At 39.7% G+C, this 19,209-nt stretch carries 10 protein-coding genes and 1 pseudogene; 5 read left to right on the forward strand and 6 right to left on the reverse strand.

Annotated features, from left to right (window positions below; genetic code table 11):
- Positions 1-31: 31 nt before the first annotated feature.
- From ABIN91_RS09845 to ABIN91_RS09870, 6 genes are all read right to left on the reverse strand, one after another.
- Complete coding sequence (locus ABIN91_RS09845; RefSeq protein WP_348050924.1) at positions 32-2,338, reverse strand: GH92 family glycosyl hydrolase; 2,307 nt, start codon at positions 2,336-2,338, stop codon at positions 32-34.
- 9 nt (positions 2,339-2,347) lie between these two features.
- Complete coding sequence (locus tag ABIN91_RS09850) at positions 2,348-3,217, reverse strand: inositol oxygenase family protein (protein WP_348050925.1); 870 nt, start codon at positions 3,215-3,217, stop codon at positions 2,348-2,350.
- Positions 3,218-3,257: 40 nt separating this feature from the next.
- A complete protein-coding gene (locus ABIN91_RS09855) occupies positions 3,258-4,886 on the reverse strand; it encodes a sodium/sugar symporter (protein WP_348050926.1) in 1,629 nt (542 codons plus the stop codon).
- 108 nt (positions 4,887-4,994) lie between these two features.
- Entirely contained in the window at positions 4,995-6,527 is a 1,533-nt protein-coding gene (locus tag ABIN91_RS09860) for a glycosyl hydrolase family 28 protein (protein WP_348050927.1), read from the reverse strand.
- Between the two features lie 116 nt (positions 6,528-6,643).
- A complete protein-coding gene (locus ABIN91_RS09865) occupies positions 6,644-8,323 on the reverse strand; it encodes a RagB/SusD family nutrient uptake outer membrane protein (RefSeq protein WP_348050928.1) in 1,680 nt (559 codons plus the stop codon).
- Positions 8,324-8,341: 18 nt separating this feature from the next.
- Entirely contained in the window at positions 8,342-11,395 is a 3,054-nt protein-coding gene (locus ABIN91_RS09870) for a TonB-dependent receptor (RefSeq protein WP_348050929.1), read from the reverse strand.
- Between the two features lie 251 nt (positions 11,396-11,646).
- Here ABIN91_RS09870 and ABIN91_RS09875 point away from each other — a divergent pair, with 251 nt between their 5' ends.
- The 5 genes and pseudogenes from ABIN91_RS09875 to ABIN91_RS09895 form a co-directional block, all read left to right on the forward strand.
- A complete protein-coding gene (locus tag ABIN91_RS09875; protein ID WP_348050930.1) occupies positions 11,647-12,654 on the forward strand; it encodes a LacI family DNA-binding transcriptional regulator in 1,008 nt (335 codons plus the stop codon).
- Positions 12,655-12,979: 325 nt separating this feature from the next.
- Positions 12,980-13,588: an RNA polymerase sigma-70 factor gene (locus ABIN91_RS09880; protein ID WP_348050931.1), complete on the forward strand. Its 609-nt coding sequence runs from the start codon at positions 12,980-12,982 to the stop codon at positions 13,586-13,588.
- A gap of 473 nt (positions 13,589-14,061) precedes the next feature.
- Positions 14,062-15,063, forward strand: a complete 1,002-nt coding sequence (locus ABIN91_RS09885; RefSeq protein ID WP_348050932.1) for a FecR family protein — start codon at positions 14,062-14,064, stop codon at positions 15,061-15,063.
- A 260-nt stretch (positions 15,064-15,323) separates the two neighbouring features.
- Positions 15,324-18,764 carry a TonB-dependent receptor gene (locus ABIN91_RS09890; RefSeq protein WP_348050933.1) on the forward strand — a complete coding sequence of 1,147 codons (3,441 nt, stop codon included), beginning with the start codon at positions 15,324-15,326 and terminating at the stop codon, positions 18,762-18,764.
- 10 nt (positions 18,765-18,774) lie between these two features.
- Positions 18,775-19,209 (forward strand): annotated as a pseudogene (locus tag ABIN91_RS09895) (RagB/SusD family nutrient uptake outer membrane protein); the annotation flags it as partial.

The raw sequence follows: 19,209 nt of genomic DNA on the forward strand, positions 1-19,209 counted from the left end.
CTTTTAATCTTTAAATATAACAGTTTAGTATTTAATTATGATCAGCAGATGCAGATGGTGGTAATACTACACTCCCCCATCCCGATGGTTTTGCCGCCATTTGTAATACCAGTTCGCCGCCATTTGCAATATCGCTATGCTCAATCCACGATTGGTTAAATGGCTTACCATTGAGTGTAGCCGACTGTATGTAACATTTTTTATCCGACAAACCGATCGCTTTTATACTAAAGCCATTGCCGTTTTCCTGATGGATAAGCGTTTGTTTAAACGCGGGCGCATTGATGAGATAATAGGATTGCCCGGCATTAGGGTAAATGCCTATTAAATGAAAAGCCAGCCATGATGACATAGCACCGCTATCATCGTTACCGGGAATACCACTGCGGGATGCATTATAGTTTTTATTGATTATTTCCCTGATCCGGACGCTGCTCAGATCAGGCCGACCAATCCAATGGTATAAATTGGGCGATAAAAATGAGGGTTCGTTACCTACATTGTACAAGCCCTTATCAAATAATGTATTTAAACGCCGTTCAAAAGCACCGTTGCCGCCACAGTTTTTTATTAAAGCGGCTACATCATGCGGTACGTATAACGAATATTCCCAACTGCTGGCCTCATAAAAAAAACCACACCACCAGCATACACAAACAGGCCAGTCTTGCGCCAAAGGTGTATAGGGTATATAGTTAGCTTTGCCATTGCTTACATCACACTGTATACTATCTATCCATTTGCCCGAGGCATCTTTAGGCATAATAAAGCCTTTGCTACCATTATCTTCAATTGGCCGCCACAGATTTTGCCAATTGTTGCTTTGGCCTAAAAATCTGCGGTATTCTCCTTGCCGGTTAAGGCCGTGGGCTACTGTAGCCAGGCAATAATCATCATAAGCATATTCTACCGTTCGGTTACCGGCCCTTACAAACCTGTTGCTCACATATCCTAACGAGTTATAATCGGTTAAGCCACCACGGCCCTCTTTTTCCTCGTTGTCGCCGGGCGGTACTGTGGCATCTTTCAGCATGGCTTCTAATGCCTGACTATAGTTAATTCCTTTTAGCTTTTTAACATAGGCATCGGCAATTAAAACTTCGGCGTTTGAACCTCCCTGCGTACGGCCATTACTGTTACCGCTCCTTGCATCGGGCAGATAACCATCGTGCTGATAAATTTGTAGCAAGGCATTTATAATATCAACCTGCCGCGATTCATTTATTAAAGTAATTAGTGGGTGCGATGACCGGAAAGTATCCCAAATGGCATAAAAATCATCATAATAAGGCGTACCGTTTTCCCATAAGGGATTTTCATTGGTACGATCAACCGGCATAAGCATGGTATGGTACAATGCGGTATAGAACATTGTTTTTTGCGATAGGGCGGCATCATTATCAATCTCAATTCTTTTTAACAGATCGTCCCAGCGTGCACGGGTTTCGTTCACGGTTTTTTCAAAACTCCAATGTGGTATTTCAGTATCAATATTTTGCTTTGCCTTTAAAGTGCTGACATATGATATCCCTACCTTCATTTCGAGGGTATCGGTTTGCAGAGCATCAAAAAAAAGCTGGGCGCCTGTTTTTTTACCTTCATCAACCTGTGTGTTTTTCCCGGTAAATAATTGCTCACCTTTCCAGGTGCTAAACTTTTTGAATGGATGATTAAATACCACATGGAAATAAACAGTATAAGCAGCGCCATTATTCCAGCCTCCACGTATTTTAGTATAACCACTTACTTCGGTATTTGATAAAATCTGGATCTCTGACCCCACAAATTGCTGAGCTTCGCGATAATCGGGTATGGCCTTTTCGCCTAAAAACTCACCGCCATCAATTTTAACAGCTTTATTGTTTTTTTTATCGAATACAAAGCGATAAAAAGCAACTTTAGGCGAGGTGGTAATTTCGGTTTTAATGTTCCATTTTTTTAGCAGCACGCTGTAATAGCCTGCTTTAGCTATTTCGTTATCACGTAACGATTCTTGTTTAATGCTACTACCTTCAGTGCCATTAAAAGGCATTACAGATACATTCCCATATTTAGGCCCGCCGCCTGTACCACTGACATGGATCTGGCTGAAGCCATAAATTGGTTTATCCTTATCGGGAGAATACCCATTGTTGGCCGCCTTATTACAATCTGGCCCGGGCTTCACCATCCCGTAAGGGCACGATGGGCCTATGAAAACATTACCCGACCCCTCAGACCCAATTAAAGGATCAATATACTGATGGTATTGTGCCCGCCCCTTAACCGTGAATAACAATAACACGGATACAAAGAAACCTATTTGTAAAGCCGGTTTAAAAACAAAACATCTTCGCATGCAATTATATCAAAGCTTAACCGTAGGTGGTAAATATTTGGCAATTAAATCCTCATAATATGGTTTTAACTCCGATACTACAGGCGGTTTAGGGCTTTTGGAATAAAGGTCGTAAGGGTTAAATTTATCTACCCATTTAAACATTTCCTTATCATGGGCATTTAACAAATGGTCGTAAGCATTCTCCCGGTGTTGCGAATAAAAGGAATGATATCGCATCATATATAAAGCCGGTTCGGGTAAATAGTTTTTTGTTAAATGGTACAGGTACTCATCGTGCCCCCACGACATGTGTACGTTATCTAACCCGCATTGGTGCGAGTATACTCCATATTTGGTATTGTATCGTTCATCATCGTTATCCGGATTAGCAGCAAAAAACTCGGGGTAAACTATCTTATCCGAAAACTTGCATCCCACGGGGAATGAATCGCCGACTACGTTCCATTGCGGTTCGCCAAACAAACAAAGTACCTTACCCAGGTCATGTATAAAACCGGTTAATACAAACCAATCGGGATGCCCGTCGGCACGTATGGCCTCGGCTGTTTGTAATAAGTGCTGTAACTGATCTAAAGAAGTATCCGGGTCAGAATCATCAACAAGGGTATTTAAATATTCCATTGCACCCCACCACGGCATTTCCTTTTTATCAAACTTTAAAAAGTTAGCTTTCTTAGCCAGCACATTATCATAAGTTTGGTATTGATGATTTAACCTGTAAAACGTCCTAACCGGATTATCTTCGGCATTATCATAGTTTCTAAACTCGTCTTTAGTTTTAGCAGGCCCGGCTTCTGGGTACCGTTTTAATACATCATCATCCCATACCTCAAGGCTTGATAATGGCGACATCTCTTCTTTACTTAACTCTTTCATATCAAATGTATTTATGTATTAATAATCTGTACTCTAAATTTTACCAAAAAACAGTGTAAAGCGCCGCCAGAATACCACATATTACAACCGATGCTACGGTAAACGCGGGCGTAACCTTAAACATACTTTTATCAATTTCGAGCCCTTGTGGATTGTTCTTGCTTTTTGGATCGGTTAAGGTAACTACAACCATTATACCGATGATGATGCAGAATACCCACGACATACGGTTTAAAAATGGAATAGGCTCAATAGTTCCCCTACTTACCTCGGGTAAAAACTTAAACAATGTGGATAACGGAATGGTGAGCAAGGCGGCAGTAAGCGCCGCCCTTGAAGTTGTTTTTTTCCAGAAGAAACCCAATAAAAATATGGCAAATACTCCCGGCGAAATAAAGCCTACGTACTCTTGTATAAACTGGTAAACCTGGTCGAAACTGCGTAACTGTGGCGCGATAATAATGGCGATCAAAGATGACAGAATAACCGACCAACGCCCCACATTAACCATCCGTTTTTCTGAAGCTCCGGTATTGATAAATTTTTTATAAATATCAAGCGTGAAAATAGTGGCTATGCTATTACACTTACCCGCAAGTGAGGCTACTATAGCGGCTGTAAGGGCAGCAAATGCGAGGCCCTTTAAACCGGTTGGCAATAAATTCATTAATACAGGATAAGCGTGATCTGGCTTTACATGCCCTGAAGCATCCATCATTTCGGTATGGAAATAACCATGCTGATACAAAACGTACGCCGCAATACCCGGTATGACAACAATTACAGGTATCAACAACTTAAGGAAAGCTGCAAATATTAGCCCACTGCGACCGGTTTTAAGATCGGCGCCAAGGGCTCTTTGTACAATATATTGATTACAACCCCAATAATTTAAATTGTTTATCCATAAGCCCCCTACAAGTACTGCTAAACCGGGAAGTTCACTGTAAAATTTATCTCCTTTATGGAATATCATGTGGAAATGGTCACTTGCCTGGCTCCGCAGTATCGGCAATGCATCTAACACTACCTTACCACCCAATTTGGCCGATACCAGTTGCAATGCCATGTAGCAGGTTATGAGCCCACCCATAACCAGTACAAAAACCTGTACAACATCGGTGTAGCCAATAACTTTCATTCCGCCAAGGGTTATGATTACTGCAAATATGGCCAGGCCAACCACGCATACATTAAGCGAAATACCGGTAATGGTTTCGATAGCCAATCCTCCTAAAAAGAAAATGGAGGTTAAGTTTACAAACACATAAACCAATAGCCAAAAAACAGCCATTAGCGTACTAACCGTATTGTTATACCTGCCCGACAAAAATTGAGGCATGGTATATATTTTGTTTTTGATGTAGATAGGCAGAAAAAACACAGCCACAATAATTAAGGTTGCGGCGGCCATCCACTCGTAACTGGCTATAGCCAATCCCATCGCAAAGCCAGAGCCAGACATGGCAATAAAATGCTCGGATGAGATGTTTGATGCAATAATGGATGCACCAATTGCCCACCATGTTAGCGATCCTTCGGCTAAAAAATAGTCTTTAGTATCAGTAGTTTTCGCTTTTTTTTGACGGTACACCCAATACCCGTAACCAGATACTATGATAAAATAGATAAGAAAAACTATATAATCGCTGGTTGATAGATGATTCATGTATTTGGTTTATATATCGAATAATAAAATTCAAAAAAAAATTGTGATGATGTTAATCACCTCTTATAATTTATTTACGTAAACGTTTACACAGATGAGCCGATTAATCTATTGCATTCGGATCGCTTTTTTAGCGTTTACAGGTAATTGCATTTTTTGTACCGATGGGTTAGTTACTTTATTTAGTATCATTACCGGTAATGTTTCTGCTTTTGTAATATGAATGCCCTCAAGCTTCAGTCCGTTCACATCATCAAAAATACATGCTGTACGAAAATCGGTACCGGCGTAACTTAGTTTAATGTTTTTCATTTTTATTCCATCGGCATGCCTTACATAAAATCCCCATGCGGGTAGTTCGCCAAACATGGAAAATTCAGGATAATTCGCAATTCTCTCTGGTATCCTTTCCAAAGTATCGGCATTAAAATTAGCCCGTTGTTTTTTTGCACCGCCGGCGTAATTTATTTCAATGTTTTCGAGTGTAATATCCTGAACATGGTAGCCAGGTATGCCTGTAATTGACGATGGAAAGACATTGTGCGGAAATGGTTCTGGCGGACCGTCCATTTGGTAACCGGCATCCGGCTTACCTGCTGGTACCTCAACCTTAACATTACCAATATACACGCTATGTAATTGCCCCGGCGCTGCATTTTTATTGCGTTTACCTAAACGCATAAAAATGGCATTACCTGTATTTTTTGCAGTTATGTTGCGTATATCAATATCCTGAAGCAAACCCCCATCTACAGTTTCTAACGCGATGGCAGAGCGGTAGGTATCGTATACGTATATATTTCTTACTTTAATATTTTTAAACCCACCGAACGAGCCTGTACCTAATTTGAGTGCGCTGGCGCTTGACCGTACCCTGCAATTGGCTATATAAATATTTTCGCACAAACCATGTGGGTCATACGATTTTAAACAAATACCGTCGTCGGCAACATTAAAGAAGCTATTAGTAAGTTTTACATTTTTACAATCAACCAAATCAATACCATCATTATTTAAAAACGTATTGCTTAAAACTTTAATACTGTCAATAATCATATTGGTACAGCTTCGGTAGTCTTGTATCCAGCACAAGCCATTTTTTATAGTAACATTTTTAATAGTAATCTTGTCACAATTTTTAAACAGGATAAGTTTAGGCCTGTTATCTTCCGCGGGCCGCATCTGGTGCCAGTCATTATAGGTTTTCCATTCCGGGTCTTGTAATGTTCCGTTATTGAGCATGCGGTAAATATCTTTTAGCAAGGCTTCTCCACGCCCGTCAATAGTACCTTTGCCTGTTATAGCTATATGATGCTGGTCGTTAGCATTAATTAGAGCTGATGCTTTTTCGGGGCCGTAATCAATCCGTTTTGTGGTTGCCATAAGTACAGCATTTAAAGCCAGATGCAATTCTACATCTGATTTCAAATTAATTACCCCGGTTACAAATTTACCGGCAGGTACTAACACTATGCCACCACCATTTGCAGAAGCTTTATCAATAGCCGTTTGTATTGCTGTGGTATTATCGGTTTTCCCGTCGGCTTTAGCTCCGTAATTATTGATGTTATAAACCCTTGTTTGAGCAAAAGTAAAACCGGCAACAAGTATAAAAACGATAAACAGGGATATTGACTTCATATTATTTGTTAATAGAAACAGCTGTATTAAAACTATGCTTTTAAATGCAGATAACTATGTTAAATATCCCCCCGTAGTACAGGGGGATATTAATAAGTTTGATATACTAAGATACTTTAGTTATAACCTGGATTTTGCACCAGTTTTGAATTGGTAGCCATTGCAGTGCTTGGTATAGGGAATAGACGATGGTTAGGGTCGGCATCTGTTTTACCTATACCATAGGTGGTTTCAAATTTACCAAACCTGATCATATCATTACGATGCCAGTTTTCCCATGCAAGTTCCTTGCAGCGCTCACTGTAAATACCATTCAGATCGATGCTTCCTAAAGCTGCTGTAGTAGTGCGGTTTGCTTTAATTAGATTTACAAGGCTTAAAGGTGTTGCACCCAAAGTTGCGGTACCGCCACGTAAAATTGCTTCAGCTTTCATCAGGATAATATCTGAGTAACGGAACAACGGAATATCATTATTTTGGTTCCTGCTGATAGTGTTAGTATAATCTGGAAGAAATTTAATATTACGGATACCAATATTCCAGGCAATTTCATCGTTACCCAAATCAAAGTTTGAACCTGTACCTGCACGAACTGAACTTGATGTAAGCGGAGTAATTACTAATGGATAAACGTATGACGTTGTTGGACTACCAGAATTATAAAACTGATTATAGCCCAGATTGGTAGTGGCCACCCTAATAGGTGTTCCATCTTGCCAGTATTGCTGGCCTGTTAACCATTGTTTATTACGGATGTCGTTAGCGTCATCAAAATTAGCATAATACTCTGCGGTTGTCATACGAGGGCCACTTGGCTGGTTGTTAGCTAAACCATTGTTTTTATCTTGGTTCATCACCGGATCGGTATATCCACCAGCTGTAGAGCCAGAATATGCATAACGGATACCCAGGTTACGGTTCAGATCATAACGGGCGAAAAACATATTACCACTGGTTGTCGACGCGTCATAAGGTATCGCAAAAATAAATTCCTTTTGCGATGCGCCGTTTGTTGGGTAAAACTGTTGCAGGTAAGTAGCCATAGGTTCTATTGAATATACACCTGAATTGATGATTTGATCACATGCGGTGATACAGTCGTCATAACGTGCAGTACCTGTATAAACTGCGGCATTTAAATACATTTTAGCCAGTATAGCTTGAGCCAGATATTTAGTTGGTAACCCATAAGTTGCAGTGCTTGGCGCTTTCAGATACGGGATTGCAGCCTTCAATTCGCTCTCTACAAAGCTAAATACCTCTTTACGTGGCGCATTGGTATTTACAATAGTGCTGCCATACAGTGTATCCAATGGTACGTTACCAAACGAATCCATCATATAAAAATAGGCTAATGCACGAACGGTTTTCAATTCGGCCAAACTTGTGCTTTTTGCAGCACCGGCAGGTGCCGAAGCTCGGATAACTGATATGGTTTGGTTTGCCGTACCAATCATATTAGAAAGGTAAGTCCATGATGCCGCTACCCAGGCATTATCTTTTGTCCAGGTATGGCGGTGCAATTCTACATACTTATTACCGTCAATCCAGTTAGGGCCAAAAGTAGGTAAAACAGCCTCATCACTCGAGCAGCTTTGCAAAAACCAATAAGATACCGCATAATCTGCACGAAGTGCAACAAAAACTGGTCCCTCTACCGAAGTGAACTGAGCATCAGTTTTGGGGTAGCTATCTGGCGTTATCTCTGAGGTAACAGCCACGTTGATTTTTTGGCAGGATGAGATGATGCCGACAACAGCTACCATGCTCAATATCCTTAAAATTATATTTTTCATGTCTTTTAACTATTTATTTTAAAACGATATGTTAAAACCAACTAACAAAGTGCGGGTTTTAGGGTAAAAATTATTGTAATCAATACCCGGAGAAACACCTCCCTGATTTATTTCAGGATCAATACCTTTATAACCTGTAAGAGTAAATACATTATTAGCAGTAAAATACATCCTGATATTGCTTACGTTAGTAAAAGGGTTTTTAATGGTATACCCAAGTGTAGCGTTATCCAAACGAACGTATGATCCACTTTCCAGATACCTGTCAGAATAGTAAGAGTTTTTGATATCTGTAATTTTATCGTCTCCGGCACTTACCAATATATTGTTGATGGTAGCGGCCGAAACATTAGATAGATCGGCACGTGTGGCATCAAATATTTTTCCACCAAAAGATCCTCTGAAGAAGAAGCTTAAATCAAACCTTTTGTAATTAAAGGTATTGCTCCAACCCATCAACACAGATGGTTGCGGACTGCCTAAATAAAAGTAATCGGTTTTGATAGCTGGCGCGGTGGTAGTGGTACCATCGGCTTTATAGAAAAGCGACTGGCCTGTAGCATTCTTACCAGCATATTTCAAGCTATAGAATTCGCCAAGCGGCTGCCCTACTTTTAACACTTGCAAAGTAGCATTGGTTTGACCTGCACCTTCCGGATCAGAATACAGGGTCATATCGCTATTACCATAAAGGCTTTGAAGACCCGTTACCTCATTTTTATTATAGGCTAAATTAAATGACGATGACCAGTTGAAACCCTTTTTAGCTATCGGATTAGCATTTAACACAACCTCGATACCTTTGTTATTAATACTACCGCCATTTGCGTAGATAAAACCGCCCGGAACTAATGACGGTGATACTGAAACGCCAAATAGCATACCGCTTGTATTTTTGTTATAAATATCAACAGAGCCCGAAAGTTTGCCGTGTAGGATACCAAAATCAAGACCTATATTGGTACTTGTAGTTGTTTCCCACTTTAGATCTGGATTTTGACCTTGTATTGGCCCGTAAGCTCCGGCTTGTACACCATTATTATAATAGGTGCCCGCTGCACCATATAGCAATTGACCAGTATATGGACCAATACCTGACGAATTACCGGTTTCACCATAACTGGCACGCAGTTTCAAATCAGAAATAAATGATTGCTTTTTCATGAAACTTTCTTCGCTGATTCTCCATGCTACACCAATTGACGGAAAATTTCCCCAACTGTTATTTGTACCAAATACCGAACTACCATCTCTCCTGATAGAACCTTGCAACAGGTATTTATCTTTATAGCTATAGTTAACCCTGAAAAAATCAGATATCAATAGCGTTTCGCCATAAGTCTTATCGGAGCCGACGTTGATACGGTATGTAGAGATTGCGTATGGATTACCCAGGGATAGGTTTTGAAAACCAAGGTTATCGGTAGGGAAATTTGTACTTGATGAAGTTAAACCATCACCGTTAATATTGTTTTGATACGAATAACCCAGCACCGCGGTGATTGAATGATCACCAAAGGATTTATTCCATGTAAGGAAAGTCTCGAGTATTTTGTTGGTGTTTTCGTAATCGCTACGTAAGGCTGATCCATTTGAACCAAACAACGAACCTATTAAGGTGTGCGCTATACCAACTCCCGGATCGGGGTTGTTATAAAAGTTTGATGTAGGATATTTGCTAAAGTAGCTGCTGTAAAACTCGCCATGCAAGGCTGATGTTTTTTGATACGAGAGGTTTACATTGTACGTTAAATCAAACGGTAACTTAACCTGCGTATTAAAAGAGGCCATTGTTGTAGTATATTTTGTTTGATCTTGCGAATTACCAACTATCGCCATTGGGTTAAAATAACCTGTGGTACCCAGGTTTTCAAAATAGCTACCATCAGCATTGTATATTGGCGAAATAGGTAAGCGCTTAGCTGCCTGCAACAACACTATGTTTTGCAAAGGCTCGTTGTTTGCAGTACTATTTGCGTTAGATAAGCCTAAGCTAAATTTAACTTTATCATTTAGCGCATATTGATCGATATTTAAACGGCCAATTACACGCTCAAGCGAACTTGCTGATAAAATACCATCTTTTTTCAAATAGTTAAGGCTGGCACTGTAAGTATTATGCTCTCCCCCTCCGCTAAATGAAATATTGTGATTGTGCGAAAAACCCGAAGAGCGGTTAATGGTTGCCATCCAGTCGGTATTGATATTACCTGCGCTAATATCATCATTCGGCGAAAATGCCGAACCGTTAGAAGTAACATACGACCGTAGTTGGTCGGCACTCATCAGGTTAAGTTTACTACTAACTTTTTCCTGGGCCACATAACCGCTATACGTTACTTGCGGTGTACCTTTTTTACCGCGTCTGGTGGTTACAATAATAACACCACTGGAAGCACGGTTACCATAAATAGCCGTAGCGGCGGCATCTTTCAATACATCAATCGATGCTATATCGGCGGGTGCAACTGCAGTAATATCGGCACCGGGTATTCCATCAATAACGTAAAATGGCGCACCCGGGCTGTTTATGGTTGAGGCACCACGTAAAATAACGGCAGCGGGTTTATTAGGATCACCGCTTGCGGTAATGTTAAGCCCCGCAACCTTACCCTGAAGCAATTGACCAACATCGGCAATAGCCCCCTTGTTCAAATCTTCGGGTTTAACTGTGGTGATAGAACTTGATAAGGTTTTACGGCTGCTTGTACCGTAACCCACTACCACAACCTCATTCAAACCAGTAGTGGCATCCACTAAACTGACATTAATACTGGAAGATCCGCTAACGATAACTTCTTTTAGCGCATAACCAACGGAACGAAATGTTAAAACATCCCCTTTTACCGCGGCTATGGTATATGCCCCGTTAACATCGGTTGATGTTGCTTTACTAGTACCTTTTACCAATACGGTAACTCCGGGAATACCGTTACCTTGTGCATCTTTTACATACCCTTTAATATTGCCGGTTTGGGCCTGGGTATAACTAAAAGAAAATAACAACAATAATAAGAGTATAATGCCCGGCAGGCCTTTACTCTTTAATGGTTTTTGTCGATGTGTACTCATAAACTTGGTTTTTAAATTGGTTAAGAATTAGTTTCATTGGTTCATTAAATAATTGGCAATCGCACATATCATCAAACAGCTAAATTGTCCGACTTTTTTTTAGTGCGTTTTTATTGGTCTTATTGGTTTGCGTTACCGAAATTGTAAAAATTTTATTACATGTCGGCTTAACACATATGCATTTATTTACGTAAACGTTTACGTAAACATTATATTAGTAGGCCAATTAAACTTTAAACACAGATATCTACATGAGTGGTATTAATATTAAAAAACTTGCCCTGGAGTTAAATTTATCAGCCGCCACTGTATCAAGGGCCCTAAGGGATAGCTATGAAATTAGTACCGAAACCAAACAAAAGGTTTGGGCTATGGCTAAAAAATTGAATTATGAGCCCAACCCTTCGGCCAGTAATTTACGCAGCCAAAAAAGCAAAACCATAGCAGTAATTATTCCGGAAGTAGCCAATAATTTTTTTTCGCAGGCCATTAATGGGATCGAAGAAATTGCACGTACGCGCGACTATCATGTATTGATCTATCAAACACATGAAAACAGCGAAACCGAAATCGCGTTTATCCAAAGATTATTAAGTGGTCGGGTTGACGGAATTTTGATCTCAATATCAAAAGAAACAGACGATAATCAACTTTTTAAAGAAATAATAAAAGATATCCCTGTTATTTTTTTTGACCGGGTATTTAAAGATATTGATGCTGTTAAAATAACAACCGATGATTATGAAAGCACTTATAATGCTACCCTCCACTTAATTGATTGTGGCTGTAAAAAAATTGCATACTTAATGGGGTTAAGCAATCTTGAAACAGGAAAAAAACGAATAGACGGCTATACAGCGGCACTAAATGATAATGACATAGCTTACAAGAACGAATTAATAATGGCTGACTGTACGGATGATGATGAAAATTATCAACAAATTAAGAAACTCCTCATCACAGAAAAGCCCGACGGTATTATTTCATCTATAGAAGAGCTTGCCTTACCCTGTTATTACGCTTGTAAAGACCTTAATTTGAACATCCCTGCTGATGTAAAGATCATTAGTTTTTCTAATCTTAAAACTGCACCACTTTTAAACCCATCGCTAACCACAATTACACAACCGGCATTTGAAATGGGAAAAGAAGCGGCAACAATTTTATTTAAGATATTAGATAAAAAATATTTTGAGTCTAATGAAACCCTCATCCTTAAATCAACCTTAATAAAAAGAGGATCAACCCGATGCGAATAATTTATTCGTTTTCACAATATGTTAATTATTATCCCTGCTAAAAGATCACGAATACATAACCATAGTTTACCTGGATTAAATCTCCTCTAATCCCCAAATAATTGCTGGATTAAGCTTGCCCTACTTGCTACTAATAATCAATATCTTATACTGCCAGATAAGCTGGTTAGGGAATTAGCTTTTCTGCCAAAATTCCTTAATAAATTGTTTACTATCATTAATCATAATTATAAGACTATGTGAATATTGTGCTGACCAATTATACAGCAACTATGCGCCTGCCATATTGCTTTATAAAAACATACAACACTGTAAACACATATTAATGATGCAACTGCAGGCTTCAGAAAGCGAGCTTATTTTACTGTTATCTAATAGTGACGAAAAGGCATTTAGTATAGTATACAAACGTTACAGCAACCGCATTTACACTTTTGCTTACCGCTTTTTGAAAAACCGGGAACAAAGCGAAGAAATAGTATCCGAAACCTTCTTAAACTTGTGGGTAAACCGGCAAAAGCTTGATAATACTTATCCGGTAGGCCCCTACTTGTATACAATAGCGCGGCGTTTAACCCTCAATATGTTGCGCCACACCGCAATATCAAGGGTGGCTCAAGAAAAACTATGGCTTGCTTTTAATGAATCACATAACGAAACGGAAGAAGCCATTTTAATGGCGGACTTAGAGTGTTTCACTAATCAATCCATCATAAATTTGCCAAAACAACAACAAACTGTTTTTTGCCTGAGCAGACAAGAAGGTTTAACTTATGAAGAGATAGCCACCAAACTAAATATTTCGCGTAATACTGTAAAAAACCACTTGGTTGAGGCATTAAAGAACATGAGGGTACAATTTAGTAAATCGTATACCAGCATATTTATTTTGTGGTATGTCACTTATGAGTTTATGCTGCATCACTTTTTGTAGCTTATGGTACACCAAAGTTCGTTCCTCGCAATTGACAAGTTATCCAATGCTACAATGCGGTCATCTCTTTATCTATCCCACTTAAAAAACCGCCTATCGCTTTCTTGTCCCCCATCAGGGTTATCATGCATTGTAGTGCGCGATGCATTGGGGATCAGCACCAACTTTGCGCCAGGCGCTAACGATTGGTAGTACCTTACCGTTGCCGGCTGAGACGTATCATACTGTCTGACTATAAGAAGCACGGGTACTTTTATTTGCGGCAGTTGCCGTTATCCGATCTATTAAGCCAACCCGAGCACTGGTAGCCAGCAGAAAAATGTGTAGCATTAATAACTACAAAAGTGGTGTATACTAAGTTTCTGCGTAACGTGGTGCCTCCTTTCATAAAAAGTTCAGCTCAACTAGTCCACACTTTAACCTGAAGTGTATTAGTATGTAGAAACCAATATATAATCTAATACACCATTATTGTGAGCGAAGAACGTCTTTACCATCTTTTGGTATGTTTTGCCGAAAATAACATCGATCGGGATGATTATGATGAGTTAATGGCCCTTATTAAACTTGCCGAAACGGATACTGCATTATTTGCGGCAATGGATAAAATTTGGAAAAGCACAAGCAACGAGCCCCTATTTATAGAATCAGGAGAGGTTTATAATCATATTTTAAACGACCCCCGATTTACCGCCTCAAACAGCCAACCTGTAATTAAGCCATTTTTCAGAATAAACCGATTGGGTTTGGTGGCGTGCTTCTTCTTATTTTGCGGTTTGGCCATTTCCGGATATTACTTTATCTCACAATTAAATAAAACTCAAAAAATAAGCTATACTGAATACGCCGTACAATCGGGCCATCGTGCCCAGATCAAGTTTCCGGACGGAACGGTAGTTGATATGAACGGCGATAGCAAATTACGATACCCATCAACCTTTACAGGGAAAACACGAGAGATATATCTTGAAGGTGAAGCTTATTTTGATGTAGCTCATGATGCTACCCGCCCGTTTATTGTTCACACCGCTACAGTAAACACACAAGTTTTAGGCACCGCATTTAATATCTCGGCTTATAAAGGCGAAAAAATAAGTGTGGCTGTAGAACGTGGTAAGGTTAGTGTGGTAGAGGGGAATTCAAAGCTTGGTGTACTGACACCAGACCATAAGCTCGACTACGATTTAAACACCAAGCATGTTAATGAATATACCATTGATGTACATGATATTATATCGTGGAAAAACGGCGACCTGGTATTTAAAAATGTAACCATTATCGAAGCTGTTTCCATAATGAACCGTTGGTATGGTACAAAGATCACCATTGGTAGCTACCACCACAAAAACAATCGTTTTTCTGCTTCTTTCTTAAAAAAAGAATCCTTGCAAAAGGTATTGGCCGTATTGAGCGATTTAAATGGGTTTAAGTACACATTTAAAAGTAACGAAGTAATTATTAAACAATACCAATAAACTATATAAATCTAACTAACCTTAATTATGATGAGTTTACCGCCTTAGCAAGTACCACAACTATTCTTAAAACAAATATCGCCATGGTATAAACCATAGCGATATAAATTGGGTTTCAGAGCATACCGTCAAATATTAACTGAACCCCAGCGATCTCAAACCGATTTGGTAATCATTTAAAACCAATTAAAAGTATGAATTTATTATTACTTAAAGAAAGTAATACGTGTTGTCGACACCTTAAAAGCCTGAAATACATTATGCGATATACTACATTGATATTCGCAATATTACTGATGGGTTGCAGTATAGTTATAGCGAATACAGCAAGCGGCCAAAACATTACAGAAACAAACATAAGTTTTGGAATATCAGACAGTAATCTGGAGTCGGCTTTAAAACAAATTGAAAAATCAACTGCTTTCAGGTTTGCTTACAAATCTGCCGATATTCAAAATCATATCCATGTAACTTTACCTAAAGTTAACCGCACCGTGGCTGCTACGCTTGACCTGTTATTAACACCACGCAATCTTATCTATCAAAAAAAGGATAACTATATATTGATCTTTAATAAACCCGCACCAGTTAAAACAGCGGTAGCTAATGTTGCCGCAAAGGGGGTTGAAATTACAGGTTCAGTATCAGATTCAACCGGAACCTTACCCGGTGTTTCAATAAAGGTAAAATATAAAGAAAGCGTAGGGACCACTACTGATTTAAACGGTAAGTACATTTTAGATGTACCTGATGAAAACGCAGTATTGATTTATACTATGGTTGGATACGCGGTACAAGAGATACCGGTAAAGGGCAGGCATGTTATCAATGTTGTTTTAAAGCCATTAAAAAATCAATTAGCTGATGTTGAGGTTGTTGTTGCTTACGGAAAGCAAAAAAAGGAATCGGTTATTGGTTCAATTACTACCATCAACCCATCAGAACTTAAGGTACCCTCAAGCAATCTTACTACAGCGCTGGCCGGCCGGCTTGCGGGTGTAATATCATACCAGCGAAGCGGTGAACCGGGAGCAGATAACGCTGAGTTTTTTATACGGGGCGCAACAACTTTTGGATATAAAAAAGACCCTTTGATTTTAATAGATGGTATGGAATATACCACTACCGAACTGGCCCGGCTCAACGTTGATGATATTGCCACCTTTTCGATCATGAAAGATGCAACCGCTAACGCAATTTACGGTGCACGCGGCGCGAATGGTGTTATTTTAGTAACTACTAAAGAGGGAAAAGAAGGAAAGGCAAAAATAAGCGTACGCTTTGAAAACTCACTATCCGAGCCAACGCGGGACCTGAAACTGGCCGACCCAATTACTTATATGCGTTTAAACAACGAGGCCATATTAACCCGGAACCCGCTGGCACCTGAATTGTATTCGCAACAAAAAATAGATAATACCATATCGGGTGTAAACCCAGGCATGTACCCGGCCGTTAACTGGAAAGATGCCTTGTTTTCAAAGCAAACTTATAATCAACGTTTAAACTTTAATTTAGGTGGTGGCGGACAGATAGCCACCTATTACATTGCATCGGCGCTTAACCAGGATAATGGTAACTTAAAAGTTGACCCTCGTAATAACTTTAATACCAATATTAACATGAAAACGTACTCGTTGCGTTCAAATGTTAATATCAAGATCACCAAGTCAACCACGGCTTTGGTACGCTTGTTTGGTACATTTGATGAGTATACAGGCCCAATAGGTGGCGGTTCGGCATTTTATTTGGAAATGCTAAAAACCAATCCGGTATTATTCCAGCCATATTATCAATCTGACGCTTTACACACGGGTGTTAACCATATTTTGTTTGGTAACTCGGATAAAGGCCAATACCTTAATCCTTATGCCGATATGGTTAAAGGTTATCAAACCTCATCGTCATCATTAATGGGTGCACAGTATGAAGTAAACCAGGATCTATCAGGTATTATAACCCAGGGCCTTTCCATCCGAGGGATGGTAAATACCAACCGCAGGGCAAATTTCTCAGTATCACGTAACTACACACCCTTTTATGTGAGCCCTACTAATTACGATAAGATAACCAACAGTTATATTTTAAACGATATAAACCCCGATACCGGCACCGACTATCTTGGATATAACCCCGGAACGCCAACGGTATCCTCAACGTTTCATGGCGAAGCCGCTACAAATTATAACCGTACGTTTAATAAGCATGCCGTAACAGGGTTGTTATTATTTACGATGCAAAGTTCGGCAAATGGCAACTCCCCTACTTTGTTGCAATCGTTACCGTCACGTAATGTTACTTTGGGTGGCAGGGTAACTTACGCGTACAACAACCGCTATTTTACCGAGTTTAACTTCGGTTATAATGGTTCTGAACGTTTCTCTGCCAGTCATCGTTTTGGCTTTTTCCCATCGATTGGAGCAGCCTGGTATGTTTCTAACGAAAAATTCTGGGAGCCACTTAAATCGGTGATAGACAAATTTAAGCTAAGAGGCAATTATGGTTTAGTAGGAAATGATGCCATAGGTAGCTCTACCGATAGGTTTTTCTATTTATCAAATGTTAATATGAATGATGCGGCTTACGCATCGGCATTTGGCACTGATGCTACCTATACCAGGAATGGCATATCTGTAGCGCGATATGATAACAACGAGATCACTTGGGAAACAGCCCGTAATTCAACGTTCGGGTTAGAAATGACCTTATTTGGCAAAATGGATATTACGGCCGAATACTTTATAGAGCACAGGTCAAATATCCTGATGCCAAGAGCATCTATACCCGCAAGTATGGGCTTAGAGGGCTCGCCGCCACAGGCCAATGTTGGTAAATCCAAATCAAATTCGGTTGATATCAGCCTTACCTATAACAGCCATATAGGTAAAGACATTTCGTTCAATATACTGGGTAACTTTACTTATGCGCATAATTTATTTTCGGCATATGAAGAGCCGCAATATAAATACGCCTACTCATACCATGTTGGCCACCCAATTAATCAAAAGTGGGGCTATATAGCCGAACGCCTGTTTGTTGACGATGAGGAAGTTAGAAGCTCACCTACACAAAACTTTGGAACAGCACCTACCCGTGCCGGCGATATCAAATTCAGAGATGTTAATGGCGATGGCGTTATTAATATAGACGATCAGGTGCCTATTGGTTTCCCAACCAGCCCCGAAATAGTTTACGGTTTTGGCTTTTCATCAAGCTATAAATCATTCGATTTCTCTGCATTTTTTCAGGGTTCGGCACGGTCATCTTTCTGGATAGACCCTACCGCAACTGCCCCTTTCACATCTTATCGTGAAAACTCAACTGATTTTCCGGGTGCAACACTTTCTAACCAGTTATTGCAAGTATATGCTGATGATCATTGGTCGGAATCAAACAGGAACTTATATGCTTTGTGGCCAAGGTTAAGCCCCGATGCGGCAAATAATGTAAATAATGCCCAATCGAGTACCTGGTTTATGCGTAACGGAGCATTTTTACGCTTAAAGCAGGTTGAGGTAGGTTATACTTTACCTAAAACAATATCACAAAGAATCAAAATGTCAAGCTTACGCATGTATGTTAACGGCACTAACCTGGCAACCTTAAGTGGATTTGATTTGTGGGATATAGAAATGGGCGGCAATGGCCTTAAATATCCAAATCAGCGGGTGATAAATTTTGGTGTACAGGCTGGATTTTAAAAAATTAGAAATGAAAAATATAAAGATCATAATACTGATAAGCTTATTTACTACAATATGCTCGTGCAAAAAGTATCTGGATATTGTTCCGGATAATATAGCAACTGTTGACAATGCTTTTACCTTACGAAGTTCGGCAGAAAAGTTTTTGTTCACCTGTTACTCATATATGCCCAAAAATGGGCTATTTAATAATAATATAGCATTTAATGGTGGCGATGAGGTTTGGTACATGGACCCGATAAGAGATGTTGATCCTGATATATTCAATATTGCCAAAGGTTTCCAAAATGCCGATGCACCATTAGCCAACTATTGGAGTGGCACTAAACACGGAACCGCACTTTTTGACGGAATACGAAACTGTAACATCTTTTTAGCCAACATTGGCAGAGTGAGCGACATGAACGAATACGAACGGCAACGATGGATTGCCGAGGTTAAG

Source organism: Mucilaginibacter sp. (assembly GCF_039921305.1).
GTDB lineage: Bacteria > Bacteroidota > Bacteroidia > Sphingobacteriales > Sphingobacteriaceae > Mucilaginibacter.